This is a genomic window from Pseudomonas sp. W15Feb9B, from assembly GCF_000828175.1.
Classification (GTDB): Bacteria; Pseudomonadota; Gammaproteobacteria; order Pseudomonadales; family Pseudomonadaceae; genus Aquipseudomonas; species Aquipseudomonas parakoreensis.
The window spans coordinates 63,570-88,504 of record NZ_JTKF01000012.1 but is presented as its reverse complement, the minus strand read 5'-3'; the positions used below and the strand labels follow the sequence as shown (position 1 = coordinate 88,504).

Below are 24,935 nucleotides of genomic sequence, written 5' to 3'. Positions count from 1 at the left end.
GGAACGACCGCGCCTGCTGAATAGCAGGCGCTTTCTGCCTTTAATGTGACCTGCGCGTGTAAGACGCTGAACAAGCTTTTGTAAGACTCTTCGAGCTGCAACGTTTTGCGCTTTTTTGATATTTCTGCTCATACCTTCCTGGTGTAAATCCCCCTCCCCACCACCCTACCCTCTGCGCTCCTGATGCCCAACCACGAGCACACCCGCGCATGCAACGAACACTTATCGATATCAGCCCCGGACAGGCCCTCGGCTTCTGTCTGGCCGTCTCCCTGTTTGAACTGCTGACCTACATGGCCAGCGACCTGATCATGCCGGCAATGCTGGCCGTTACCCTGGAATTCGAAGCAGACACGCAGCATGTTCCCTACGCATTCAATCTGTACCTGATCGGTGGTGTCTGCCTGCAATGGCTGATGGGGCCACTCTCCGACCGATTTGGCCGGCGGCGGCTGCTGTTGAGCGGGTGCCTGTTGTTCGGCGTGGCCTGTGCCGCGACCTTTGGCACCAGCAGCATTGAGGCGTTCAACCTGCTGCGGCTGATGCAGGGGATGGGCCTGGGCTTCGTCGTGGCCGTCAGTTATCCGGCCCTGCAGGAAGTTTTCCGTGAAGCGGATGCCGTGCGCCTGATGGCGTTGTTGGGCAATGTGGCATTGCTGTCGCCGCTGCTCGGGCCATTGCTTGGCAGCCTGCTGCTCGAATGGCTGAGCTGGCGGACGCTGTTTCTCGGCCTGGGCCTGGCGGCGGCTGTTGCCTGGCTGGGGCTGTATGTCTGCATGCCCGAGACCATCGGTGTCATGCGCAACGACGGCCAACAACAGGCACCCGTTGCGTTCAACGCACGGCAAATTGGGCAGCGCTATCTGACGTTGCTCGGCAACCGCCACTTCCTGTACGCCAGCCTCGCACTGGGCTTGATGAGCCTGCCCCTGATTGCCTGGATCGGGCTGTCGCCGCTGCTGCTGATGCAGTTGCTGGGCCTGTCCTCGCGCGAATACGGGCTGTGGCAAATCCCGATCTTCGGCGCCGTGATTGTCGGCAATCTGATCCTTGATCGTTTGCTCGCCAGCCACTCGTTGACCCGGGTCATTCGCATTGCGCTATGGCCACTGTGCCTGGGCCTGATCGCATTGATCGGCACCGCCCTGTCCAGCGCTGCGCTGCCGCTGTTGATTGCCAGCCTGTCGTTGTATGCCATTGGCTTGGGCATGAGCAATGCGGCGCTGTACCGGTTGGCACTTTTCGCCAGCGATGACAGCAAGGGCCTGGTTTCCGCGACGATCGGCATGCTCTCGATTGTCGTAATGGGCACGGGCGGTTCGCTGATCGCCGCTGTTGGCGGTGCCGACAGTCTCGAGGGTTTCGCCCTGTGCGCGGCACTCGCTGGTTTGCTGTGCCTGCCGCTGATCCAGCGTTTTGTGCACCTGTCGAAGCCACTCAACCTTGCACCGGCTACACCTGAGGAGGCCCGCTAATGCACCTTTTCCCTCACAGTGACGCACTCTGTGCATCCACGGCCGCCTACTGTGCGGACTTGTTGGCGCCCGGTCTGTTTGATCGGGCCATGCTCGAAATCACCCGTTTTCACATCGAACAGACCCCAGGTTATGAGCACTGGTTGAACGCCAATGGCATTGCAGCCAAAGACCTCGAGACCCTGGAGGACTGGTCGCACCTGCCACCGATTTTTGCCAATTTCTTCAAACAGCATTTGCTGCTCAGCCCCACTGGCGAGGACGCACTGGAACTGACGTCCTCCGGCACCAGCGGGCAGAAGAGCCGCATGCGTTATGACGCGCGCAGCCTGGGTGCGGCGCAGTACATGGTCGAGCGGATCTTTGCGCAGTACGGCTGGATTACACCGCATACGCCCTGCAATTACCTGTTGCTGAGCTACGAACCCCAGGCGCGAATCACCTTGGGCACATCGTTCACCGATCAGTTTCTGTGTGGCTTCGCCCCCGTCAATCGGGTGGTGTATGCGCTACGGGCCGACGGTGACGGTCATCGGTTCGATCTGTTCGGCGTGATTACGGCCTTGCAAGCGTTTGCTGAAGAAGGTTTGCCGGTGCGCATCTTCGGTTTCCCGGCTTTTCTGTGGGAAACCCTGCAACGCATGCGCGCCACCGGCGCGACGGATCTGCAACTGCCGGCCGGGTCGCTGGCGTTCTTTGGTGGAGGCTGGAAAACCCGTGCCGCCGAAGAGGTCCCCAAGCAACAGTTGTACGCACGGATCCAGCAGCAATTGGGCATGGATGCCAAAGACTGTCGCGATGGCTACGGCGCCGTCGAGCACGCGGTGCCTTACATCGAGTGTGCCCACCACCATTTTCATGTACCGGTCTATTCGAAAGTGTACGTACGCAGCCCCGTGGACTTTTCGGTCCTGCCCTATGGGCAGTGCGGTCTGCTCAGTCTGGTCTCGCCTTACATCTCGTCAAGTCCCGCCCACGCGGTGGTCATGAGCGACCTCGCCACGCTGTATCCCGCTGCAAGTTGCGGTTGTGGTCTGGCGAGCGACTGGTTCCAGTTGCATGGCCGCGCCGGCACGACGGCCGCGAGGAGCTGCGCCATGGCCGCTTCCGAATTCCTGGGGAAACACTGATATGTACTTGATCAACGGAAAACTGCGCTGCGACTGCGATCTCGACAGTGCGCTGCAACAACTTTACCCGCAACTGCCAAATCGGCTGCAGACACCCCTTGAGACCTCCACTTTACTGACCGCTGCGCGGGCGTTCGCCGAACGCCTGCAGCATCAACCTCTGGAGCTGTCACTCGACACCAGCCAACGCCAGGCCCTGATCGACTTCTGCCAGCCTGCGACGCTGCAGGCCAAGCTTGATCGTGAGCTGGGCCTGCAACCCGACTCCCTGCGCCGCATCGACTATCGGCAGTCGCGTTTCGAGCGCTGGAGCCCTCTGGGACTGGTGGTTCACATCACGCCGGCCAACGCGCCGTTGCTGGCGTTCTGCGCAATGCTGGAGGGTCTGTTGAGCGGCAACGTCAACTGGCTGCGGCCCAGCAGCAGCGACGGCGGACTCACTGCGCGCCTGCTCCAGAAGTTGCTGGAATGTGACCCGAGCGGGCAACTCGATGGATACGTCGCGGTGTTGCCGACAACGACCGGACAAATCGGTCAGCTGTGCAAACACGCCAACGGTGTCTCCGCCTGGGGCGGCGAAACCGCGCTGCAAGCCATCCGACTGCAGATCCCGCCAGGCTGTCGCTGGATCGACTGGGGTCACCGCATCAGCTTCGCCTACCTGACCCCGGATGCGGCATCACCCGCCGTCCTCGATGCCATTGCCGATGAAGTCTGCCGCCTCGATCAGCAAGCCTGCTCCAGCCCGCAATGGTTGCTGGTCGACAGCGACGATGCGAGCGTATTGAACGATATCGGGGCGCAACTGGCTGCCGCGTTCGAGCGTCGCACCGGGCACTGGCCGGCGCTCACCCCGACGCTCGAAGAAGCCTCACAAATCACCACCAGTGCGGCGATGGCGCGGCTGGCGCAGAGTTTTGCCGGGCAAAGCGGCCGGGTCTGGAATACGCCGCACTGGCGGGTGATCTGGAGCCATGACCGTCAGCTCGAACCTTCTGCGCTGTTTCGCAGCCTGCTGCTCAAACCCCTGCCCCGCGAACTGCTCGGCGCTACGTTGTTGCCGTGGCGCAACGTACTGCAGAGCTGTGCCTTGCTGTGTCCTGAGGTGCAAATCGCCGAACTGGCGCAGACGCTGATCGCCGCCGGTGTGACCCGCATCGCCCCGATTGAAGCCATCCACGACGGCTACGACGGCGAACCCCATGACGGTGTTTACGCCCTGCAGCGCCTGAGCCGTCGCGTGTCGGTCAGCCTGCCGCCGGACGCGCTGGCGGGTCGTGCCACGCTTGACCGCCAGCCTCCTGAGCCAGCGCTATCAGGGGTTTCGATCATGGACAAGGCGACATTTGCAAGTCAGCCACCGAATGCCAAGGCACAACTGTACTTTCGGTCCGGCGGCAGCAGCGGTACGCCCACACTTTCCGCTTTCAGTTACCACGATTTCCAGCTTCAGATGCGTGCCACCGCCGACGGTCTGCTCGCCGCCGGCCTCGATCCGGCGCAAGACAACGTCATGAACCTGTTCTTCAGCGGCGGGCTGTACGGTGGGTTTTCAAGTTTTGCCAAGGCGCTGGAACAACTGGAGGCCCGACACTGGCCGATGGGCGCTCCAGCGGATGACGATTACCGGGAGATCGCGCAACTGATCGTGCAACAACGGATCACCGTGCTGATCGGCATGCCCAGCACCGTGCACCGGTTGTTTCTCAACGAACAGCAGACACTGCAGCGCTACGGCGCCATCGACAAGGTTTTTCTCGGTGGCGAGCACGTGAGCGCGCCCACCCGCGAGTTGTTGCAAAGCTGCGGAGTCAGGCTGATCCGGTCGGCGATTTACGGCAGTGTCGATGCCGGTCCGCTCGGCCATGCCTGCCAGGCCACGGCAGACGGTGTGTTCCACCTGATGAGCGACATCCAGCACCTGGAAATCGTCCATTTCGATCAGGATGCGCCGGTCGATCACGGTGAGTCGGGGCGTCTGCTGGTTACCTCCCGGGCGCGTCAGGGCCAGTCCGTGCAGCGCTATGACATCGGTGACAGCGGACGCTGGCTATCCGGCCCATGTCCCTGCGGTCTGACCTCACCGCGCTTCGAGCTGCTGCAACGGCACGGCAAATTGCTGCGCATCGGCACTGACTTCATCTCGCTGACAACGCTGGAGCAGCACCTGCAAGCACCGTTTCAACTGATCCTCGACCACGGCCCTGACGGCCGGGAGCGCATGCGACTACGCAGTCCTCTGGAGCCGGCTCAGGCCCACCTTCAGCTGCAGAACTATCAAACGCTGAGCACGCTGGTGCAGACCGGACTGCTCACCGTGGACGTCGAGCAATGCGCCGTTGCGCAATTTGTCCGCAACAAACACAGCGGCAAAACACCGACAGTGATTGATTCACGCCGCTGAAGATGGGCGCCTGCTGGCGCCCCACCGCTCCTTTGCATATGAAACCACCATGAACACCATCAAAGATTTGAATGCCTTGCTCGATTTTGCCCGCCAACATTCGCCTTATTACCGTGAACACTTCAAGGACGTTGCAGGTCCCCTCAGCAGCTTGAACGAGTTGCCTCTGGTCGATCCCGGGCAGTACTGGCACGGCAGCCAGCCCCTGCAGCAGTGGTCGCCGTTGACCGGCCCGACCGCGGATGCGCTGGTCTTCCAGACCGGGGGGACCACCGGTTCAGGCAAACTGTCGCTGTTCACCCGCGGCGAATGGCAAACCCTGACGCGCGATTTCGGCAACCACCTCACAGCACAACTGAACCCCGGAGACCGAGTCGCCAATCTGTTCTTCGTCGGTGACCTGTATGCAAGCTTCATTTTCGTCCACGATGCCCTGACACATGTCGAGACGCCCGTCAGCGAGTTTCCGTTCGCCGGGGCCGTTGATAGCGCCGTACTGGCCAAATCGATCGTGGCGAACCGGATCAACGTGCTGGCTGGCGTGCCGGCGCAACTGTTGAAATTTGCCGCCTGGCTCGAGCGCCGGTCGCAGGTTCTGGAGGGCGTCGAAACCCTGCTCTACGGTGGCGAGAGCCTGTTCGGCGCACAGCTGCAAGTGCTGCGTCGGGTGCTTCCGAACGCGCGTATCGCCTCCATCGGTTACGCCAGCGTCGATGCCGGATTGATCGGCGTCAGCACTCGCGATTGCGCTCTGGGCGAACACCGAATGCTGGAGCACCACAGCATGCTGGAGATCATCGATGAGGTGAGCGGCGCAGTCATCGAAGAATGCAACCGTAACGGCAAACTGGTCATGACCAATCTGACCCGTCGCCTGATGCCCGTCATCCGCTATCCCGTCGGTGATCTGGCGTGCTGGCGTGAACCGCCCGGCACGCCCATGCGCAAATTCGCACTGATGGGACGCAGCATGAGCAGCCAGCGAGTGCGGGTGGGCGTTTTGAGTCTGGACATTCGTGACATTGGCGAACTGGTGCAAAGCCTCGGTACCAGCGCCGACTGGCAATTGGTCATCGAGCAGCAGGGAAAAAAAGACCTGCTGAGTCTCAGATGGGTACCCGACAGGCACATGACTGATATCGCCCAGGCCAGCGCAAACCTGCGCAGCACGCTGATCGAGCAATATCCGTTGATCGAGAAGCTGCACCGCGAGCAATTGCTCGATCTGCATGTGATCGCCTGCGCCAGCGATGAACTGACGTGTCACCCACGTTCCGGCAAGCATCAGCGGGTTGTGGACCGGCGCGACTATCAGACTCCGTGCGAGCAGCAAGCCTGATGGCCAAGACCCTCCTGCGGCGTTATCGCATCACCGACGCACCGGCAGTCAATGGCCTGTTCGAAGCCATTTACAGCACTCGTTATCCTCAACCGCATGTATATCTGCCGTGCATGATCAATCAGAACCACAGTGACGGGCGCTGGCACTCGCTGGTGGCGGAGGTGAACGGGCAGATTCGCGGGCATGCCACCCTGTTTCGCCGGTCTGGCAGATCCTCACTGGCAGAACTGGCACTGACGGTGGTACATCCGGATGCCCGCGGGCAGAACATCGCCACACGGTTGGGCCGGCAATTGCTGATTCATGCCCAGGCCCTGGATAGCCGGGGCGTCACCATCAAGCAGGTCACGCACCATCCGTACACTCAGCGTATGGCCGCCAGTCTCGGCTTTCACAGCTGCGGTCTGTTGCCGGATTACGCCGCTTCGCCCTTCGAAGGACAGGACCGAGAGACGATCGTTGTCGGCCACTACGACATCGAGGGTTTTCGACGCCCACTGCCCGCGCTGGTCTGGCCAGCGGATTGCGGCGAATTGATGTCGCATCTGGAGGGGGCGTTTGGTACCACCGACAAAGCCGCGCCCTGGAGAGGCCCGAAGGTCCGTGTCGAACATGCCTCGGGGCGCTATGACATCGTGCTCAAGGAGCTCGATGACAACCTGCTCAGGCAACTTGAGCGACTGCCGGTGCAATGGCTGGTTTCGCTCAGGCTCAGGCTCGCCCAGGGTTTTCCCGCCGCAATGGGCCAACTTGCCGATGTAGGTTTCGCTTTCACCGGGATCGTCCCCGATGAGCGTAGCGAAGGCTGGCTGGCGCTGTTTCATCGCGGCTACCAGCCGTCAACGCTGACATTGCACTGTCCGCACATGCAACGCTTGCAGGACCAGGCCCGCCGCGCCGGGGAAATGTACCGAGGCTAAAAAAACGGCCCGCCCACAAAAAAATGGGCGGGCCGTTCTCAAGATTCAGGCCTTGGCTTTGACGCCTTGATCCACCGGTTTCGGCGCGTTGCCTTCACCGTAGGTTTTCAGGTTCTGCAGCACATAGATCGCCTTTTTGAATTCGGGGATCAGGTTCTTGCCGTAAGCGTTGCCATTGAGGCCATTGCTCTGGATCGCGTCGAGCTGGGTCGCGAAATATTCCAGTGCGTTGAATTTGGCATCGACGTCTTTGGTCACGCCGAACCGGTCGAACTTGTCGCCAGCATTGAGCAAGGTGAACGAGGTGATCTCGGAGATCAGCCCGCGGCTGCGCAGGAAAACGCTCAGATTGCCCAGTTGTTTGACCGAAGTGTTCGACGGGTCGAAGCCCTTGATGTTCTTGCGCAGGCCCTGCTTGTCCATTTCCGCGGTATTCAGCGCGTTCGGATCGTTGCCGACCATGGTCAGCATCTGCTGCACCTTGACGCTCTGATTCACCTGCTTTTTCGCGCCCGTATTGCGAACCAGCACCCCTGCCTTGCTTTCCCAACCACCGACAATGCCGATCGTCATGAGAAGACTCCCTGTGAAATAACCATGAAATGTCCTTGGTGACACTTTGAATGACGCGAAGTATCTACCGGCCAACTAGTGGCACCAACCCTTTTAGTGCAGTCGCTTACAATTTCTGTACATTCTCGATACAAATCACCGCAAGCTCACTATCACTGGGCTTCATGGCAGTTTGACGATGGCTGGCGATGCTTTTTCCGTACCGATTAAACAGGTGGTCAAATCATTTGTATCAGGGTCGATACGCCCCTTCTGTCAGCCAGAAACTTTCTTGCACGAAAGTACCTAAAGCTTCCCCGTTCGCCGACGATACGCTGGTGTGACCCCGCCGTTTTTCCCTCGACCCCACAATAAGAATCGCAGCTCAAGGACCGGTCTCCATGCCCGCATTCCGCACCATTCAGGCTCGCTACACGTTATTTCTGGTTCTGTTCATCCTGCTGCTGTCGGTGCTGACCGTGGTCGGTATCAGCCAATTGGTTGCACCCAAACTGCGGCATACCGAAGAACAGGTGGTGCTCAACCGGATTGCCGAAGTCGCCGAGCAGATTCAGGGCGAACTCAATAAGGTTCAGTCGCAGCAGCGCAGCATCACCCAGACCATTCCGCTGCTCGACAGCGCGGCCATCGACACGGTGTTGCCGGGGCTGGTGGATCAGTACGGCGAACTGAAAGTGTTTGGTGGCGGGATCTGGCCGTTGCCGGGTCAGCGTGAAGCCGGACGTAACAAGTTCAGCACGTTCTGGCACCGCGATGCCTCGGGCAAACTGGCGGTGAACACTTTCTGGAACAGCGACGCGGCGCCGAACTACTACGATCAGAGCTGGTACAAGGGTGGCATGCAGACCCCGCGCGGCCAGTGCGCCTGGGCGGCCGCCTATAAAGACGACGCCAGCGCCGAACCGCGCACCAACTGCGCCATGGCGATCCAGAAAAACGGTGCAGCCTGGGGCGTGTCGACCATCGACGTGACGCTGGGCTTCTTCAACGATCTGGTGGCGCGCAAGGAAAAAGACCTCAACGCTGAAATGCTGATCGTCGAGGCCGACGGCAAGATCATCAGCAACAGCTCGCGCATCAGCGGCCCGATCGTGCTGAAGAACATCAGCGAGCTGGCCGCCGGTTCGACCTTCGCCAGTCAGGTCAAAGCGGGTCTGCAAAACCGTGATCAGGCGCAACGCGTCGAGTTCGACAACAATGGCGAGGCCAGCACGTTCTTCATGCGCCCGATCGAAGGCACGCCGTGGTTCCTCGCCACCGCCCTGCCAACGAAAATGCTCACCGCCCAGCGTGACGACGTGCTCAGCAGCCTGAGCCTGCTGCAGATTCCGCTGGTGATTCTGCTGGTGCTGTTGCAGGTGTATGCGATCCGCCAACTGGTGTCGCGAATGAAGGCGCTCAAGGCCAATATCGATTCGTTGTCCAGCGGCGATGCCGATCTGACCCGGCGCATCACCATCCGCGCCGAAGATGAACTGGGCGCCATCGGCCACTCGGTCAACACCTTTATTGCCTACTTGCAGAACATGATCGGTGAAGTGACGCAGGCCACCGGCGCGATGGCCTCAAGCCTCGACGATCTGCAACGCACGTCGGCCAACACCAGCCAGATTCTGCTGCGCCATGCATCGGAAACCGATCAGACCGTTACCGCCATCACCGAGATGAGCTCGACGGCCGAAAGCGTCGCGCAGAACGCCGCAGAAACCGCAGCGTTCACCCAACGCGCCAACGAAAACGCCGACCGTTCGCGGGTGGTCGTCGGTGAAGCCACCAACAGCGTGGTGGCCTTGATCGATGAAGTGGCCAGCGCCACCAAAAAAGTCGAGAACATGCAGCAGGACGCCCAGCGCATCACCGAGATCCTCGGGGTGATCGGCGCCATCGCCGGCCAGACCAACCTGCTGGCGCTCAACGCCGCCATCGAAGCCGCCCGGGCCGGTGAACAGGGTCGCGGCTTTGCCGTGGTGGCTGACGAAGTCCGCGCCCTCGCCGCCCGCACTCAGGCCAGCACCTCGGAGATCAACGAAATGCTGACTCGCCTGACCCAAGGCGTGAGCTCCTCGGTCAGCGCCATGGAAAACACTCAGGCCAGTTGCCAGTCCGCCGCCGACGCCACGGCGCGGGTCAACTCGGGTCTGGATGAAATGGCCGGTTCGGTCAGTCACATCAACAGCCTCAGCACGCAGATCGCCACCGCTGCCGAACAGCAGAGCGCAGTCACCGAAGAGATCAACCGCAGCATGGTGCAGATCCGGCACATGGTCGAAGAACTGGTGCACAGCGGCCAGGCCAGCGAACGCAACACCCACCAGCTGCTGGAGGCCAATAACCGGGTGAGCGCGATCATGGGGCGGTTCAAGGTTCGTTGAGCCTGACAGATTTGTAATCTCCCTCTCAGCAGGCTGTCAGGCTTGATCAATGATCATCCTGCCAGCCTGTCTTGTATCAACTTGAAACACTCCGTTGATGCCGGGCAGGATAATCCGGTCAAAATGCTTTCCTTTTTGATCGTCATCCGAGCCGAGAATCCATTATGCGAACCTCCCTGCGACTGACCGCCCTCAGCGCCCTGCTTCTCTCCTCCCTGGCCCAGGCGGCCGACCTGATTCCGATCGAAGTGCATCGCGATGCCAATTGCGGCTGCTGCAAAAAATGGATCAGCCACCTCGAAGCCAACGGCTTCAAAGTCGAAGACCACGTCGAAAGCGACATGAGCCGCTTCAAGCAGCAACACGGCGTACCACCGCGCCTGGGCTCGTGCCATACCACGCTGATCAACGGCAAGTTCGTCGAAGGCCACGTGCCGGCTGAACAAGTACTGGCCCTGAGCAAGCGTGACGATCTGTTGGGTATCGCCGCACCGGGCATGCCTATGGGTTCGCCGGGCATGGAAATGGACGGCATGAGCGATGCCTATCAAGTGATCGGCCTGAAAAACGACGGCACGGATGTGGTGGTGGCGGACTACCCGGCACATTGATGGCTGCCGGTTACCTCGGGCTGTTCGCGGCGGCGTTCGGCGCTGCGACGCTGCTGCCGCTGCAATCGGAAGCGTTGCTGGTCGGCCTGATCGCCAGCGATCGTTACTGGCTCTGGGGTCTGTTAGGCGCGGCGACGCTGGGCAATGTCCTCGGTTCGCTGGTCAACTGGTGGCTGGGGCGTGGCCTCGAACGGTTTCAGGATCGACGCTGGTTTCCGGTCAGCGCGAAACACATGGCCACCGCACGCAAACATTACGAGCGTTACGGTCACTGGTCACTGCTACTCAGTTGGCTGCCGGTGATCGGTGATCCGCTGACCCTGATCGCCGGCGTCATGCGCGAGCCACTCGGGCGCTTTCTATTGATCGTCACCCTGGCCAAGGGCGCGCGCTACGCGGTGGTGGCGATGCTGACCCTGGGCTGGCTCGGTTGAACATTCCGCTCGCGGCGTTGCCTGTCGTTAACGTCGCCCTAATCCGGGCGTTCCAGCATCGGCCGATTTTCATGGAGTTTGTCCCTATGTCCGTCACGCTCTCCCGCTGGCTGCCCGGCCTGTTCCTCAGCGCCGCGCTGCCGCTGTTTGCCCATGCCGCCGCAACTGAAGCAGCCCCCGCCGACGGCCCGACCTATGGTTCGGAGCTGCAGGGTTTTCAGTATCCCTACACACTCAAGCACTTTGCCTTTCAGTCCCAGGGGAAATCCCTGCAGATGGGTTACATGGACGTCGCCGCCCATGGCAAGGCCAACGGCCGCACCGTGGTGCTGATGCACGGCAAGAATTTCTGCGCCGCCACCTGGGACAGCTCGATCAAGGCCTTGAGCGAGGCCGGTTACCGCGTCGTCGCGCCGGATCAGATCGGCTTCTGCACCTCGAGCAAGCCCGACCACTATCAGTACAGCTTCCAGCAACTGGCGACCAACACCCAACAACTGCTCAAGGCCCTCGGCATCCAGAAAGCCACGCTGCTCGGCCACTCCACCGGCGGCATGCTCGCCACCCGCTACGCGCTATTGTTTCCGGAACAGGTCGAACAACTGGCGCTGGTCAACCCGATCGGTCTGGAGGACTGGAAAGCCCTCGGCGTGCCTTATCGCACCGTCGATCAGTGGTATCAGCGCGAACTCAAGGTCACCGCCCAAGGCATTCGTGACTACGAACGCAACACCTATTACGACGGCCGCTGGAAACCCGAATTCGACCGCTGGGTCGACATGCTCGCCGGCCTGAGCAATGGGCCAGGCAAGACCCAGGTGGCATGGAACTCGGCGCTGATCTACGACATGATCTTCACCCAGCCGGTGTACTACGAGTTCAAGGACCTGAAGATGCCGACCCTGTTGCTGATCGGCACGTCCGACACCACCGCCATCGGCAAGGATCTCGCCTCCCCCGAGGTCAAGGCGAAAATCGGCCACTATGAGGTGCTCGGCAAGCAGGTCGCCAAACTGATTCCACAGTCGACGCTGGTGGAGTTTCCCGGCATGGGCCACGCGCCGCAGATGGAAGAACCGACGAAATTTCACCAGGCCTTGCTCGGCTGGCTGAACAACCCCAATCCCGTTCGTTGATGAGGTAAGGCTGATGGCGGTGCAGATTGCAGTGATCGATGACTGGCAGGACGTGGCGCGGGACGTGGTCGACTGGTCGGTGCTCGACAGCATCGGCGAAGTGACGTTTGTGCACGACTACCCGGCGGACAACGCCACACTGGCCGAACGTCTTGGCCAGTACCAGGTGATCTGCGTAATGCGCGAGCGCACGCGTTTCGATCAGGACCTGCTGCAGCGCCTGCCCAACCTCAAGCTGCTGGTCACCGGCGGCATGCGCAACGCGGCGCTGGACATGCAGGCGGCTGCCAGGCTCGGGATCCAGGTCTGCGGCACCGACAGCTATAAGCACGCGGCGCCGGAACTGACCTGGGCACTGATCATGGCCGCCACGCGCAATCTGGTGAATGAAGCCAATGCCCTGCGCGCCGGCGGCTGGCAGCAAGGGCTGGGCGGTGATTTGCACGGCAAAACCCTGGGCATTCTTGGTCTGGGCAGCATCGGTCAAAAGGTCGCGCAATTCGGTCAGGTGTTTGGCATGCGCGTAATTGCCTGGAGTGAGAATCTCACCGCCGAACGCGCTGAAGCCGTCGGCGTGACCCGGGTCAGCAAACAGCAACTGTTCGAGCAGGCCGATGTGCTGTCGGTGCATCTGGTATTGAGCGAGCGCAGCCGTGGGCTGGTCGACGCACAGGCGCTGGACTGGATGAAACCCGGCGCGCTGCTGGTCAACACCGCCCGCGGGCCGATCGTCGATGAAGCGGCGCTGATCAAGGCATTGCAGAAACGCAAGATCGCCGCAGCGGCGCTGGATGTGTTCGATCAGGAACCATTGCCTGAACTGCATCCGTTTCGCACGCTGGACAATGTGCTGGCCACACCGCATGTGGGGTATGTCAGCCGGCAGAACTATGCGCAGTTCTTTGCACAGATGATCGAGGATATTCAGGGGTGGGCGGCCGGCAACCCAATCCGAATCCTCAACTGACCCCGTGCAGGAGCTGCCGAAGGCTGCGATCTTTTGATCTTGATCTAAAAAACAAGATCAAAAGATCGCAGCCTTCGGCAGCTCCTACAGGTGCATCCGTGTTCAGCAGATCAACAAACTGACCGCACCACAACAGTGCACCTTGCCTTTCCGCTAGCACAAAATCGTGACCGTCCAGTCACCGTTTTAGCCCTCCCCATCAAAAAAACCTGCCCTTCGTCGGTGCGTTCCGGCTTGAACACCACGGTTTTCGCTGCCTGCAAACCGATTGTCGAACAATTTACCCGTTTGCTCTCGCCCGCTCTAGGATCTGGCCTAGACTGATTTTCGCGGGTTAAAACCGGCCAGTCACAAAGCCGAAAAATTGTCGAAACTTTTGCCGATGGCGGCGGGTCATCTGAAAGGCAGGGTCAACGCGACTGGTGCAATCCTTGCAACGGCCCTTTCACCCATTCTGCTTGCGCGTGTTGGGTAGCGTTTGCTCACCGATGCGTGGCGCGTTTGCGCCCGGCCACAGGATTTGGCCACAGCTTGTTCGATACAAGAATCAGATCAACGACACGGGAGATTCATATGATCAGTGCGGCATTGGATATTCAGGGAGAGCGTGCTCAGCAGGCGGTTGGTGAATCGAGCACCATGAGTCTTCCCGGCAGCCGGTCGATCAGCGTCCCGGGCACCAAAACGCTGACGCCAGTCGCCAGCCAGAATCCGAACAAGAAGAAAGTGCTGTTCGTCACCTCGGAAATCGCCGACCTGGTGAAGACCGGCGGTCTGGGTGACGTCTCCGCCGCCCTGCCCCGCGCCATGGCGCACTTGCACGATGTGCGGGTGTTGATCCCCGGCTACCCGCAGGTGATGCACAGCGAGAACCCGATCCATATCATCGGCGAACTCGGCGGCCATGCCGCACTGCCCCCGTGCAAGATCGGGCGTATGGACATGCCGGACGGACTGGTGATCTACGTCCTGATCTGCCCTGAACTGTATGAACGTGAAGGCTCGCCCTACGGCGCCAACAATGGCCGCGACTGGCCCGACAACCATATCCGTTTCGCCCGCCTGGGTCTGGCCGCTGCCGACATCGCCGCCAACCTCGCACAAATTCACTGGTGCCCGGATCTGGTGCACGCCCACGACTGGCCGGCCGGTCTGGCTCCTGCCTATATGCACTGGCGCGGGCAGCGCACGCCGACCCTGTTCACCATTCACAACCTGGCCTATCAAGGCGTGACCAGCCTTGGCTCGTGCCCGGAACTCGGCATCCCGACCCATGCTCTGCAACAGGAAGGCATGGAGTTTTACGGCAAGATGTCGTTCCTCAAGGCTGGCATGGCCTATTCGAGCCACATCACCACGGTCAGCGCGACCTATGCGCAAGAGATCACCACCCCGGATTTTGGCTGCGGTCTCGACGGTTTTCTCGCCGCCAAGACCCAGCAAGGCTTGCTCAGCGGCATTCCCAACGGCATCGACGAAAGCTGGGACGCCGCGACGGATCCGCACCTGTTCGCGCCGTTCGCCATCGGCGACTGGGAAGGCAAAGCGATCAACGCCGCCCATGTGCGTGAACTGTTTGGCCTGAGCGACTCCAGCGGCCCGCTGTTTGCCGTGGTTTCGCGACTGGTCTATCAAAAAGGTCTGGACCTGACGCAAGCCGTCTCCGAATACATCGTGCAGAACGGCGGCCAGATCGCAATCATCGGCCGTGGCGAGCCGGAAGAAGAACAGGCCATGCGTGAGCTGGCGCTGCGCTTCCCCGGGCAGATCGGCGTGCGCATCGGCTTCAATGAAACCGACGCCCGCCGCATGTTCGCCGGCAGCGATTTCCTGCTGATGCCGTCGCGTTACGAGCCTTGCGGCCTCAGTCAGATGTACGCCCAGCGTTTCGGCTCGTTGCCGGTGGCGCGCAATACCGGCGGGCTGGCCGACACCATCGAGAATGGCGTCACCGGTTTCCTTTTCGACGAATCCACCGCCGACAGCTACCGCGAAGCCCTGAGCCGTGCGTTCAAGGTCTTCGCCTTCCCCGAATTGCTCAACGCGATGCGCTGCCGGGCCATGGCCGCGCCGTTCAACTGGTGCAAAGCGGTCGAACCCTACGCCGAACTCTACGAACGACTGGTCGCCAAGGCGCTGGGTAAAGCCGGCCACAAATAACTCAGGGAGCTTTTCACGATGCCGTTACGGACCCAAGAAAACTGGCCCCACGGCGCGATCATGCAGGACGCCGAACACACTCAGTTTGCGCTGTGGGCACCGGATGCGTTTTACGTCAGTGTCGAACTTGAAGACGGCCAGTCCCTGCCGATGTTGCCGCAGGGCGATGGCTGGTTCGTGATCAAGGCCCGGTGCCCGGCGGGCACCCGCTACCGCTTCAATATCGACGGTGAACTGGAGGTGCCCGACCCGGCCTCCCGCGCTCAGGACGGTGACCTTGACCGCCACAGCGTGGTGGTCGATCCGCTGGCCTATGACTGGCGGCACACCACCTGGCACGGCCGGCCGTGGAGCGAAGCGGTGATCTACGAGCTGCACGTCGGCGCACTCGGCGGTTTTGCGGAAGTCGAGCAGCATCTGGCGCGTCTGGTCGAGCTGGGGATTACCGCCATCGAACTGATGCCTGTCGCGCAATTTCCCGGTACCCGCAACTGGGGTTACGACGGCGTCCTGCCTTTCGCACCGCAAGCCTCCTATGGCACCCCGGAACAACTCAAACACCTGATCGACAGCGCCCACGGCCATGGTCTGGCGGTGATTCTCGACGTGGTCTACAACCACTTCGGCCCTGACGGCAATTACCTCGGGCGCTACGCCAAAGGTTTTTTCCGCGAAGACAAGCACACGCCCTGGGGGGCGGCGATCGACTTCCGCCGCCGTGAAGTGCGGGACTTCTTTATCGAAAACGCGCTGATGTGGGTGCTCGAATACCGTTTCGACGGTCTGCGCCTGGACGCAGTGCATGCGATCGAAAGCCCGGATTTCCTGCCCGAACTGGCTCAACGCATCCGTCAACAGATCGATCCGACGCGTCACGTCTGGCTGACCGTGGAAAACGAGCTCAACCAGTCGAGCCTGCTCGAAGAGGATTACGACGCCCAGTGGAACGACGACGGGCACAACGCTCTGCACGTGCTGCTGACCGGCGAAACCGATGCCTATTACGCTGACTATGCGCTGCAACCCACTGAGCAACTGGCCCGCTGCCTGAGCCAGGGATTCGTGTTTCAAGGCCACATCACCCGCCACGGCGAACCGCGCGGCGAGCCGAGTGAACACCTGCCCTCCACCGCTTTCATCCTGTTTCTGCAGAACCACGACCAGATCGGCAACCGGGCCTTCGGCGAACGCCTGCATCAATTAGCCGACCCACGCGCCGTGCAGGCCGCCACCGTACTGTTACTGCTGTCACCGATGATTCCGCTGATGTTCATGGGCGATGAGTTCGCCGCCGAGCAACCGTTCCTGTTCTTCACCAGCCACCACGGTGAACTGGCGGATCTGGTGCGCGAAGGTCGGCGCAATGAGTTCGCCGCGTTCAGCGCCTTCACCGATCCGCACCAGCGCGAAAAAATTCCCGATCCGAATGCTGAAAAGACCTTCCACGCCTCACAGCCACGCTTGATCGGCAGCGGCAGCGCAAAACAGCAGGAAACCCTCGCGCTGTACCGACGCCTGCTGCAATTGCGCCATCAATACATCATTCCCAACCTGTCCGGCACCCAGGCGCTCGGGGCGCACATGCTCGGTCGTGGCGCGGTTAGTGCGCGCTGGCGTCTGGGTGATGGCAGCGAGCTGCGAATTGACCTGAACCTCAGCGATACGCCAGTGGTCAACCCTGCACAGACCGACGCCGTGTGGCTGTTTCAGCAGCCGCCCGCCGTTGCCCTGTCGGAACCGGGCGTACTGCCCGCGTATTGCGCGCTTGTCAGCCTCACGGCCGCAACCCCCTTGCAACCTCTGGATGGAGAGCGCCTATGAGCGATGCGCAACTGGAAATACTCGCAAGCCGCGCCGGCCTCGCCGTCGACTGGATCGACGCCAATGGCCGCCCGCAGAAAGTAGCCCCGGCAGTACTGCGCAATGTCCTTACCGGGCTGGGTCATCCGGCCAACACCGCGCAGGAAATCGATGCCAGCCTGCTGCAACTGCAACAAGTACAGCAAGATCGCCACTTGCCGCCGCTGTTGACCGCCGATGTCGGGGTCGGCGTTGATCTGGCGCGCTATTTCGAGCCCGAGACACCTTGCGAAATCCACCTCGAAGACGGCTCCCGCCTTAACCTCAAACTCGACGCCGAAGCGAAACTGCCCGGCTTGATCCCGGTCGGTTATCAGCAGGTCCATATCGCCGATCAATATTTCACTCTGGCCGTGGCCCCCGAGCGCTGCTTCAGCGTGGGCGATGCGGTGGACAACCCTATCCCTCGCGTCTGGGGCCTGAGTGCGCAACTGTACAGTCTGCGTCGCCCCGGCGACTGCGGCTTCGGCGACACCCAGGCGCTGGAGGAACTGGCTCGTGTGGCCGGCGAACGCGGCGCCGATGCGCTGGCGATCAGTCCGTTGCACGCGATGTTCAGCGCCGACACCGGGCGCTACAGCCCTTACTCGCCCTCCAGCCGTCTGTTTCTCAACCCCCTGTATGCCGCGCCGGGCGCCATTCTTGGCGAACGGGCCTTGCGCGATGCGATCGACGCCAGTGGGCTGGCGGAACAATTTCGTCAACTGGAAGATTCGAAACTGATCGACTGGCCGACCGCCGCCAACGCCAAACAGGCATTGCTGCAAGCCTTGTACGATGGTTTTGTCACCGGCGAGCATCCGTTGCACCCGGACTTCGCCAGTTTCCGTCATGCCGGTGGCGAAGCGCTGGAAAATCACTGCCGCTTCGAAGCGATTCAAGAAATGCGCGCTGCCCGTGGCGAAAGCCTCGACTGGCGGGAATGGCCGGAACACTGGCACGACCCGCGCGGTGCCGCCCTTGAAGCCTTTGCCGAGGAATACGCCGAACGCATCGGTTACTTCGCCTTCTGCCAATGGCTGATCCACCGCTGCCTGGAGCGCGCGCAGACGGCTGCCCGTAGCGCCGGCATGGGCATCGGCCTGATCGCCGACCTCGCGGTCGGTGCCGACGGCGCCGGCAGTCAGGCCTGGAGCTTTCAGGACGAATTGCTCGCCTCGCTCACCGTGGGCGCGCCCCCGGACATTCTCAACCGCTCCGGTCAGGGCTGGGGGATTTCCGCGTTTTCCCCCGAGGGCCTGATACGCAACGGCTTTCGCGCGTTCATCGACATGCTCCGGGCCAACTTCGCCCATGCCGGCGGACTACGCATCGATCATGTGATGGGCCTGCAACGCCTGTGGGTGATCCCCAATGGCGCCGTTCCGGCTGATGGCGCTTATCTGTATTACCCGTTCGACGACCTGCTGCGCCTGCTGACCCTCGAATCCCATCGGCATCAGGCCATCGTCCTCGGCGAAGACTTGGGCACGGTGCCCGAGGGGCTGCGAGAAAAGCTCAGCGCACGTTCGATTCTCGGCATGCGCGTGCTGTTGTTTGAACAGGACAACACCCGTTTCAAGCCGATCCTCGACTGGCCGGACAACGCGCTGGCGACCACCAGCACCCACGATCTGCCGACGCTCAACGGCTGGTGGCATGGCCGTGACATCGACTGGAATGCGCGCCTGGGCTTTGTCGATGCCAACGGTGAAATCGACTGGCGCCGTCATCGCCAGCGCGAACGCGAAGGCCTGCGCGGGGCCCTGAGTCAGGACCCGCAGAACTTTCGCGAAGAGTCCCACGAAGCCGATCAGGTGGTGGACGCCAGCGTGCGTTTCCTCGGCCACACCCGCGCGCCGCTGGTGTTGCTGCCGCTGGAGGATGCGCTGGGCATCGACGAACAAGCCAACCTGCCGGGTACCATCGACAGCCACCCGAACTGGTCGCGGCGCCTGCCCGGCAACAGCGAAGCGTTGCTCGACGGCACCGATGCCGCGCGGCGTCTGGAACTGCTGGCCTGTGCCCGCCTGCAAGCTGCCGAGCGTGACCAATGAACCAGACGCTTATCCAGCCTCTACGCGCCACCCTGCGCCTGCAATTTCACAAGGGTTTCACGTTGGAACAAGCGGTGCCGCTGGTACCGTACTTTGCCCGCCTGGGCATCAGCCACCTCTACGCCTCACCGCTGCTCGCGGCCCGCGCCGGCTCCATGCACGGCTACGACGTGGTCGACCCGACCCAGGTCAATCCAGAACTCGGCGGCGAACCGGCACTGCGGCGTCTGGTCAGCACCCTGCGCGAACACAACATGGGGCTGATCCTCGACATCGTCTCCAACCACATGGCCGTCGGCGGCGGGGACAATCCGTGGTGGCTCGACCTGCTGGAATGGGGCCGCCTCAGCCCCTACGGCGAGTTCTTTGACATCCAGTGGCACTCACCGGACCCGTTGATGGAAGGCCAGTTGCTGCTGCCGTTTCTGGGCAGCGATTACGGTGTCGCGTTGCAGGAAGGCACACTGAAACTGCACTTCGACGCTCAGCAAGGGCGCTTCCACGTCGAGCATTACGAACACCACTTCCCGATCTGCCCGAATGACTACGGTGAACTGCTCAAACCCATTGAGACGCTGAAGTCACTGGCTGATCGTTTCAGTGCGTTGAGCTACCAGAACGACGCGCACGCGCTGGCGATGCCGCTCAAAGCTGAATTGAAGGAGCTGGCAAGCGATCCGCAGATCTTCGCCGCGATCGAGGAAAGTCTCGCGCATTACGATTCCACCACTGCCGAAGGTTTCGACAAGCTTCATCAATTGCTCGAACGCCAGAGCTACCGTCTGGCCAGTTGGCGCACCGCAGCGGATGACATCAACTGGCGGCGCTTTTTCGACATCAACGAACTCGGCGGCCTGCGTGTCGAACGCCCGGCGGTGTTCGAAGCGACTCACGGCAAGATTTTCCAGTTGATCGCCGAAGGACTGGTCGACGGTTTGCGCATCGACCACATCGACGGCCTCGCCGACCCGCGCGGTTATTGCCGCAAGTTGCGGCGGCGCCTCGACTTGCTCGCGCCGGGTCGGCACTTGCCGATCTACGTCGAGAAGATTCTCGGTGCCGGCGAAACCCTGCGCACCGACTGGGCAGTGGATGGCAGCACCGGTTACGAGTTCATGAATCAGCTCTCGTTGCTGCAACACGACCCCGATGGCGAATACGTCCTCGGCGATCTGTGGCAGCGGCGCACCGAACGTCCGGCGGCGTTCATCGAAGAAGCGCAACTGGCGCGCCAGCAGATTCTCAATGGCTCGCTGGCCAGCGACTTCGAAAGCGTCGCTCAGGCGCTGCTGCAGGTTGCCCGGGACGACCTGATGACCCGCGACCTGACCCTCGGCGCGATTCGCCGCGTGTTGCAAGCGCTGATCGTGCATTTTCCGGTGTATCGCACCTACATCAGCGCACTCGGTCGCTCGGCGCAGGATGAGCACTTCTTCCAGCAAGCCATGGACGGCGCCCGGCAGACCCTGAGCGAAGGCGACTGGCCGGTGCTCGACTGCGTGGCCGCATGGCTCGGTGGCACGCCGTGGCGGCACACACCGCGCGGACGCTCACGCAAGATTCTCAAGCACGCCTGCGTACGTTTCCAGCAACTGACCTCCCCTGCGGCGGCCAAAGCCGTGGAAGACACCGCGCTGTACCGCTCGGCGGTGCTGCTGTCGCGCAACGACGTCGGCTACAACACCGAACAGTTCAGCGCACCGCTGAGTGACTTCCACGCGATCAATCAACAGCGCATGGAGGCGTTTCCCGACAACTTGCTGGCCACCGCCACCCATGACCACAAACGCGGCGAGGACACCCGTGCGCGGCTGGCGGTGCTCAGCGAGCGCAGCCACTGGTACGCCGAACAGGTCGAGTTGTGGCGCGCCCTCGCCCGTCCGCTGCGTGACGATGATCAACAGCCCTCGTCCGCTGATGAACTGATCCTCTATCAAGCCCTGCTCGGCAGTTGGCCGCTGCACTTGCGCGATGATGATCAGGCCGGCTTGGCCGATTACGCCGAGCGGATCTGGCAATGGCAGCAGAAAGCCCTGCGCGAAGCCAAGCTGCAGAGCAGTTGGAGTGCACCGAATGAAGCCTATGAAAACGCTGCGCAGACGTTCACTCAACGCCTGCTCACCGGTGCAGAAGGCGAGCTGCTGCGCGCCGCGCTGAGCAAGACCGTGAACAGTATCGCTGCGGCCGGCGCCCTCAACAGTCTGGCGCAAACCTTGCTGCGCATGACGGTGCCGGGGGTGCCGGATCTGTATCAGGGCAACGAGTTCTGGGATTTCAGCCTGGTCGATCCGGACAACCGCCGGCCGGTGGACTACGCCGCTCGCGAGCAGGCCCTGCATCAACGCATTGAAGTCGAGACGCTGCTGGCGAACTGGCGTGACGGGCGTATCAAGCAAGCGTTGATCGCCGAGGTGCTGAACCTGCGCGTCGAACACGCCGAGCTGTTCCGGCGCGGCGCGTACCAAGCCTTGGAGGTACTGGGCAGCCAGGCGCACAACGTGCTCGCGTTTGCCCGTGAGCACGAGGGGATGTACGCCATCGTGATCGTCCCGGTGCGCTGCGCGACGCTGCTGGAAAACGGTGCCGTCCCTCAAGTTGATGCGCTGCGCTGGGGCGATACACGGGTGGTTTTACCGTTCGCCGCCTCTGACACAAACCTGAAGGGACTTTTTCACAGCAGCGCAGTCACAAAAAACAGGGAGCTGAACGTCAGCGCCGCGCTGGGGGATATCCCGGTCAATCTGTTTATCCAACTCTTTACGTAACGACGAGTTCAGTTCAGGAGCATTGCGATGAGTACCGACGATAAACGCATCCGCGAGTTCGCCTATCAGATCTGGGAATCAGAGGGCAAACCTGAAGGTCATGAAGCACGCCACTGGGAGATGGCGCGCAAACTGGCTGAAGCCGAAGCTTTGGCACCGAAGAAAGCGCCGAAAGCGGCGGGCAGCAAAACCGCCGGCAAAGGCACCGACAGCAAGGCTGCGGCGACCAAGCCCAAGGCGCCCGCGGCCGCCAAGGCCAAACCGGCAGGCGCCGCCAAAGTCGTCCCGCCGGGTGAAAAAGCCGCCGAGAAAAAGCCCCGCGCCCCACGCAAGCCCCCGGCCAACTGACACACCCGGATTATCGAACTGAATGACCGTGTGGCGGGTTCGCCCGTCACGCAGGGACAACTCGTCCTTAAAAAACCTGATAACCCTGTCAGGGAGAGATGTCTGTGGTGAGGGGATTTATCCCCGATTGGCTGCGAAGCAGTCGCAGGGCCGCTGCGCGACCCATCGGGGATAAATCCCCTCACCACAGATTCTTTTCCCACAGTTGATTATTCGAACCAACCCGTTTTGCAGGAGCAATCATGACCAGTCCAAAAAAAGCCGAGCCCGCAGCGCACGCTGAACCGTCGAGAATCCGTGAAGGCCTGCCCTTCCCGCTCGGTGCGACCTGGGATGGTCTGGGGGTCAACTTTGCGCTGTTTTCCGCCAATGCCACCAAGGTTGAGTTGTGCATATTCGACGACGCCGGAGAAGTTGAACTCGAACGTATCGAACTGCCGGAATACACCGACGAGATCTATCACGGTTATCTGCCCGACGCCCACCCGGGGCTGATCTACGGCTACCGCGTCTATGGCCCGTATGACCCGGCCAACGGCCACCGCTTCAACCACAACAAACTGCTGATCGACCCCTACGCCAAACAACTGGTTGGCGAGTTGAAATGGTCCGAGGCGCTGTTCGGCTACACCATCGGCCATCCCGACGCCGACCTCAGTTTCGATGAGCGCGACAGCGCTCCCTTCGTGCCCAAATGCAAAGTCATCGACCCGGCGCATACCTGGGGTAACGACCATCGCGTCAGCGTGCCGTGGGACAAAACCATCATTTATGAAACCCACGTGCGCGGCATCAGCATGCGTCATCCGTCGGTGCCGGAGAACGTGCGCGGCACCTTCGCCGGGTTGATGGTCGATGATGTACTCGAACACATCCGCAAACTCGGCGTGTCGTCGGTGGAACTGCTGCCGATCCACGCCTTCGTCAATGACCAGCACCTGCTGCACAAGGGCATGACCAACTACTGGGGTTACAACAGCATCGCCTTCTTCGCCCCCGATCCGCGTTACTTGGCCAGCGGCAAGATCGCCGAGTTCAAGGAGATGGTCGCGCACCTGCACGAGGCCAATCTGGAAGTGATCCTCGACGTGGTCTACAACCACACCGCCGAGGGCAACGAGCAAGGCCCGACCCTGTCGATGCGCGGCATCGACAACGCCTCGTATTACCGGTTGATGCCGGACGACAAGCGCTACTACATCAACGATTCCGGCACCGGTAACACCCTCGACCTGAGCCATCCGTGTGTGCTGCAGATGGTCACCGACTCGCTGCGTTACTGGGCCAGCGAAATGCATGTCGACGGTTTCCGCTTCGACCTGGCGACGATTCTCGGGCGTTATCACGACGGTTTCGACGAGCGTCACAGCTTCCTCGTCGCATGCCGTCAGGACCCGGTGCTGCGCCAGGTGAAAATGATCGCCGAGCCATGGGACTGCGGCCCCGGTGGCTATCAGGTCGGCAACTTCCCGCCGGGCTGGGTCGAGTGGAACGACAAATTCCGCGACACCGTGCGCGCCTTCTGGAAAGGCGACGACGGCCAGGTTGCCGACTTCGCCAGCCGCATGACCGCGTCCGGCGAAATGTTCAACCAGCGTGGGCGACGGCCGTATTCGTCGGTGAATTTCATCACCGCCCACGACGGCTTCACCCTCAACGATCTGGTGTCGTACAACGACAAGCACAACGAGGCCAACGACGAGAACAATCAGGACGGCAGCAACAACAACCTGTCGTGGAACCACGGCGTCGAAGGCCCGACCGACGATCCCGAGATCAACGCGCTGCGCCACCGGCAGATGCGTAATTTCTTCGCCACGCTGCTGCTGTCACAAGGCACGCCGATGATCGTCGCCGGCGACGAATTCGCCCGCACGCAGGACGGCAACAACAACGCCTATTGCCAGGACAGCGAGATCGGCTGGGTCAACTGGGACCTCAGCGAAGACGGCAAGGCGCTGCTCAAGTTCGTCAAACGCCTGATCAAGTTGCGCATGGCTTATCCGATTCTGCGCCGTGGGCGTTTCCTGGTCGGCGAGTACAACGAGGATATTGGCGTCAAAGACGTCACCTGGCTGGCGCCGGATGGCACCGAGATGACCACCGAACACTGGCATGACGCGCATAACCGTTGCCTGGGCATGCTGCTCGATGGCCGTGCGCAGGAGACCGGGATCCGCCGCAAGGGTGCCGACGCGACGCTGCTGCTAGTGGTCAACGCCCATCACGACATCGTCAATTTCAGCCTGCCGGAAGTGCCGGAAGGCAGTTTCTGGACCTGCATGATCGATACCAACCAACCGGCCATTCGCGGTCAGGAGCGCTTCGAGTTCGGCCATGAATACTCGGTCACCGGCCGTTCGCTGCTGCTGTTCGAACTGCAACGCGAAGAAGAAGACTGA

The 24,935-nt window shown here is 61.5% G+C and carries 16 protein-coding genes and 2 pseudogenes; 17 read left to right on the top strand and 1 reads right to left on the bottom strand.

The features are described 5' to 3' along the window. Positions 1–209 precede the first annotated feature (209 nt). Genes OC71_RS08405 through OC71_RS08385 form a run of 5 tightly spaced genes read left to right on the top strand, consistent with a single transcriptional unit; the run spans position 210 to position 7,271 of the window. A complete protein-coding gene (locus OC71_RS08405) occupies positions 210–1,475 on the top strand; it encodes an MdfA family multidrug efflux MFS transporter (protein WP_041067096.1) in 1,266 nt (421 codons plus the stop codon). Beyond that, positions 1,475–2,605, top strand: coding sequence for an acyl-protein synthase (locus tag OC71_RS08400; RefSeq protein ID WP_041067092.1), 1,131 nt, complete (start codon positions 1,475–1,477; stop codon positions 2,603–2,605). Before OC71_RS08405 ends, OC71_RS08400 begins: the two co-directional genes overlap by 1 nt. A gap of 1 nt (position 2,606) precedes the next feature. Next, positions 2,607–5,009: an acyl-CoA reductase gene (locus OC71_RS08395; RefSeq protein ID WP_041067088.1), complete on the top strand. Its 2,403-nt coding sequence runs from the start codon at positions 2,607–2,609 to the stop codon at positions 5,007–5,009. A 49-nt stretch (positions 5,010–5,058) separates the two neighbouring features. After that, positions 5,059–6,348 carry a phenylacetate--CoA ligase family protein gene (locus tag OC71_RS08390; protein WP_041067085.1) on the top strand — a complete coding sequence of 430 codons (1,290 nt, stop codon included), beginning with the start codon at positions 5,059–5,061 and terminating at the stop codon, positions 6,346–6,348. Further along, entirely contained in the window at positions 6,348–7,271 is a 924-nt protein-coding gene (locus OC71_RS08385) for a GNAT family N-acetyltransferase (protein ID WP_041067082.1), read from the top strand. The genes OC71_RS08390 and OC71_RS08385 overlap by 1 nt, the downstream gene beginning before the upstream one ends. A 45-nt stretch (positions 7,272–7,316) precedes the next feature. On the opposite strand, the gene OC71_RS08380 is transcribed toward OC71_RS08385, so the two are convergent. Then, positions 7,317–7,844: a hypothetical protein gene (locus OC71_RS08380; RefSeq protein ID WP_041067079.1), complete on the bottom strand. Its 528-nt coding sequence runs from the start codon at positions 7,842–7,844 to the stop codon at positions 7,317–7,319. A gap of 380 nt (positions 7,845–8,224) precedes the next feature. Here OC71_RS08380 and OC71_RS28710 point away from each other — a divergent pair. From OC71_RS28710 to glgX, 12 genes and pseudogenes are all read left to right on the top strand, one after another. Then, positions 8,225–9,355 (top strand): annotated as a pseudogene (locus OC71_RS28710) (cache and HAMP domain-containing protein); the annotation flags it as partial. Between the two features lie 333 nt (positions 9,356–9,688). Beyond that, positions 9,689–10,216: pseudogene (locus OC71_RS28705) on the top strand (methyl-accepting chemotaxis protein); the annotation flags it as partial. A 164-nt stretch (positions 10,217–10,380) separates the two neighbouring features. After that, positions 10,381–10,827, top strand: coding sequence for a DUF411 domain-containing protein (locus OC71_RS08370; RefSeq protein ID WP_041067070.1), 447 nt, complete (start codon positions 10,381–10,383; stop codon positions 10,825–10,827). Beyond that, positions 10,827–11,261, top strand: a complete 435-nt coding sequence (locus OC71_RS08365) for a YqaA family protein (protein ID WP_041067067.1) — start codon at positions 10,827–10,829, stop codon at positions 11,259–11,261. Before OC71_RS08370 ends, OC71_RS08365 begins: the two co-directional genes overlap by 1 nt. Before the next feature lie 86 nt (positions 11,262–11,347). Further along, positions 11,348–12,397 carry an alpha/beta fold hydrolase gene (locus OC71_RS08360; RefSeq protein WP_041067065.1) on the top strand — a complete coding sequence of 350 codons (1,050 nt, stop codon included), beginning with the start codon at positions 11,348–11,350 and terminating at the stop codon, positions 12,395–12,397. Positions 12,398–12,410: 13 nt separating this feature from the next. Then, the gene (locus OC71_RS08355) at positions 12,411–13,364 is read left to right on the top strand and encodes a D-2-hydroxyacid dehydrogenase family protein (protein WP_041067062.1); all 954 of its coding nucleotides are present in this window, start codon (positions 12,411–12,413) and stop codon (positions 13,362–13,364) included. Between the two features lie 573 nt (positions 13,365–13,937). Continuing rightward, positions 13,938–15,524 carry a glycogen synthase GlgA gene (gene glgA / locus OC71_RS08350; protein ID WP_041067060.1) on the top strand — a complete coding sequence of 529 codons (1,587 nt, stop codon included), beginning with the start codon at positions 13,938–13,940 and terminating at the stop codon, positions 15,522–15,524. Between the two features lie 18 nt (positions 15,525–15,542). Beyond that, complete coding sequence (gene treZ / locus OC71_RS08345; protein ID WP_041067058.1) at positions 15,543–17,345, top strand: malto-oligosyltrehalose trehalohydrolase; 1,803 nt, start codon at positions 15,543–15,545, stop codon at positions 17,343–17,345. Continuing rightward, the gene (malQ, locus tag OC71_RS08340) at positions 17,342–19,420 is read left to right on the top strand and encodes a 4-alpha-glucanotransferase (protein WP_041067055.1); all 2,079 of its coding nucleotides are present in this window, start codon (positions 17,342–17,344) and stop codon (positions 19,418–19,420) included. The genes treZ and malQ overlap by 4 nt, the downstream gene beginning before the upstream one ends. Then, complete coding sequence (locus tag OC71_RS08335; RefSeq protein WP_041067052.1) at positions 19,417–22,185, top strand: malto-oligosyltrehalose synthase; 2,769 nt, start codon at positions 19,417–19,419, stop codon at positions 22,183–22,185. The genes malQ and OC71_RS08335 overlap by 4 nt, the downstream gene beginning before the upstream one ends. A 27-nt stretch (positions 22,186–22,212) precedes the next feature. Then, entirely contained in the window at positions 22,213–22,533 is a 321-nt protein-coding gene (locus OC71_RS08330; RefSeq protein WP_041067049.1) for a DUF2934 domain-containing protein, read from the top strand. A gap of 242 nt (positions 22,534–22,775) precedes the next feature. Further along, positions 22,776–24,935: a glycogen debranching protein GlgX gene (gene glgX / locus OC71_RS08325; RefSeq protein WP_041067046.1), complete on the top strand. Its 2,160-nt coding sequence runs from the start codon at positions 22,776–22,778 to the stop codon at positions 24,933–24,935.

Excerpts from the sequence above, each read along its gene's own strand:
- OC71_RS08365 (WP_041067067.1), top strand. The coding sequence starts at position 10,827 with ATGGCTGCCGGTTACCTCGGGCTGTTCGCGGCGGCGTTCGGCGCTGCG.
- OC71_RS08405 (WP_041067096.1), top strand. The coding sequence starts at position 210 with ATGCAACGAACACTTATCGATATCAGCCCCGGACAGGCCCTCGGCTTC.
- OC71_RS08330 (WP_041067049.1), top strand. The coding sequence starts at position 22,213 with ATGAGTACCGACGATAAACGCATCCGCGAGTTCGCCTATCAGATCTGG.
- treZ (WP_041067058.1), top strand. The coding sequence starts at position 15,543 with ATGCCGTTACGGACCCAAGAAAACTGGCCCCACGGCGCGATCATGCAG.
- OC71_RS08385 (WP_041067082.1), top strand. The coding sequence starts at position 6,348 with ATGGCCAAGACCCTCCTGCGGCGTTATCGCATCACCGACGCACCGGCA.
- malQ (WP_041067055.1), top strand. The coding sequence starts at position 17,342 with ATGAGCGATGCGCAACTGGAAATACTCGCAAGCCGCGCCGGCCTCGCC.
- OC71_RS08390 (WP_041067085.1), top strand. The coding sequence starts at position 5,059 with ATGAACACCATCAAAGATTTGAATGCCTTGCTCGATTTTGCCCGCCAA.
- OC71_RS08360 (WP_041067065.1), top strand. The coding sequence starts at position 11,348 with ATGTCCGTCACGCTCTCCCGCTGGCTGCCCGGCCTGTTCCTCAGCGCC.
- OC71_RS08395 (WP_041067088.1), top strand. The coding sequence starts at position 2,607 with ATGTACTTGATCAACGGAAAACTGCGCTGCGACTGCGATCTCGACAGT.
- OC71_RS08400 (WP_041067092.1), top strand. The coding sequence starts at position 1,475 with ATGCACCTTTTCCCTCACAGTGACGCACTCTGTGCATCCACGGCCGCC.
- OC71_RS08380 (WP_041067079.1), bottom strand. The coding sequence starts at position 7,844 with ATGACGATCGGCATTGTCGGTGGTTGGGAAAGCAAGGCAGGGGTGCTG.
- glgX (WP_041067046.1), top strand. The coding sequence starts at position 22,776 with ATGACCAGTCCAAAAAAAGCCGAGCCCGCAGCGCACGCTGAACCGTCG.
- OC71_RS08335 (WP_041067052.1), top strand. The coding sequence starts at position 19,417 with ATGAACCAGACGCTTATCCAGCCTCTACGCGCCACCCTGCGCCTGCAA.
- glgA (WP_041067060.1), top strand. The coding sequence starts at position 13,938 with ATGATCAGTGCGGCATTGGATATTCAGGGAGAGCGTGCTCAGCAGGCG.
- OC71_RS08370 (WP_041067070.1), top strand. The coding sequence starts at position 10,381 with ATGCGAACCTCCCTGCGACTGACCGCCCTCAGCGCCCTGCTTCTCTCC.
- OC71_RS08355 (WP_041067062.1), top strand. The coding sequence starts at position 12,411 with ATGGCGGTGCAGATTGCAGTGATCGATGACTGGCAGGACGTGGCGCGG.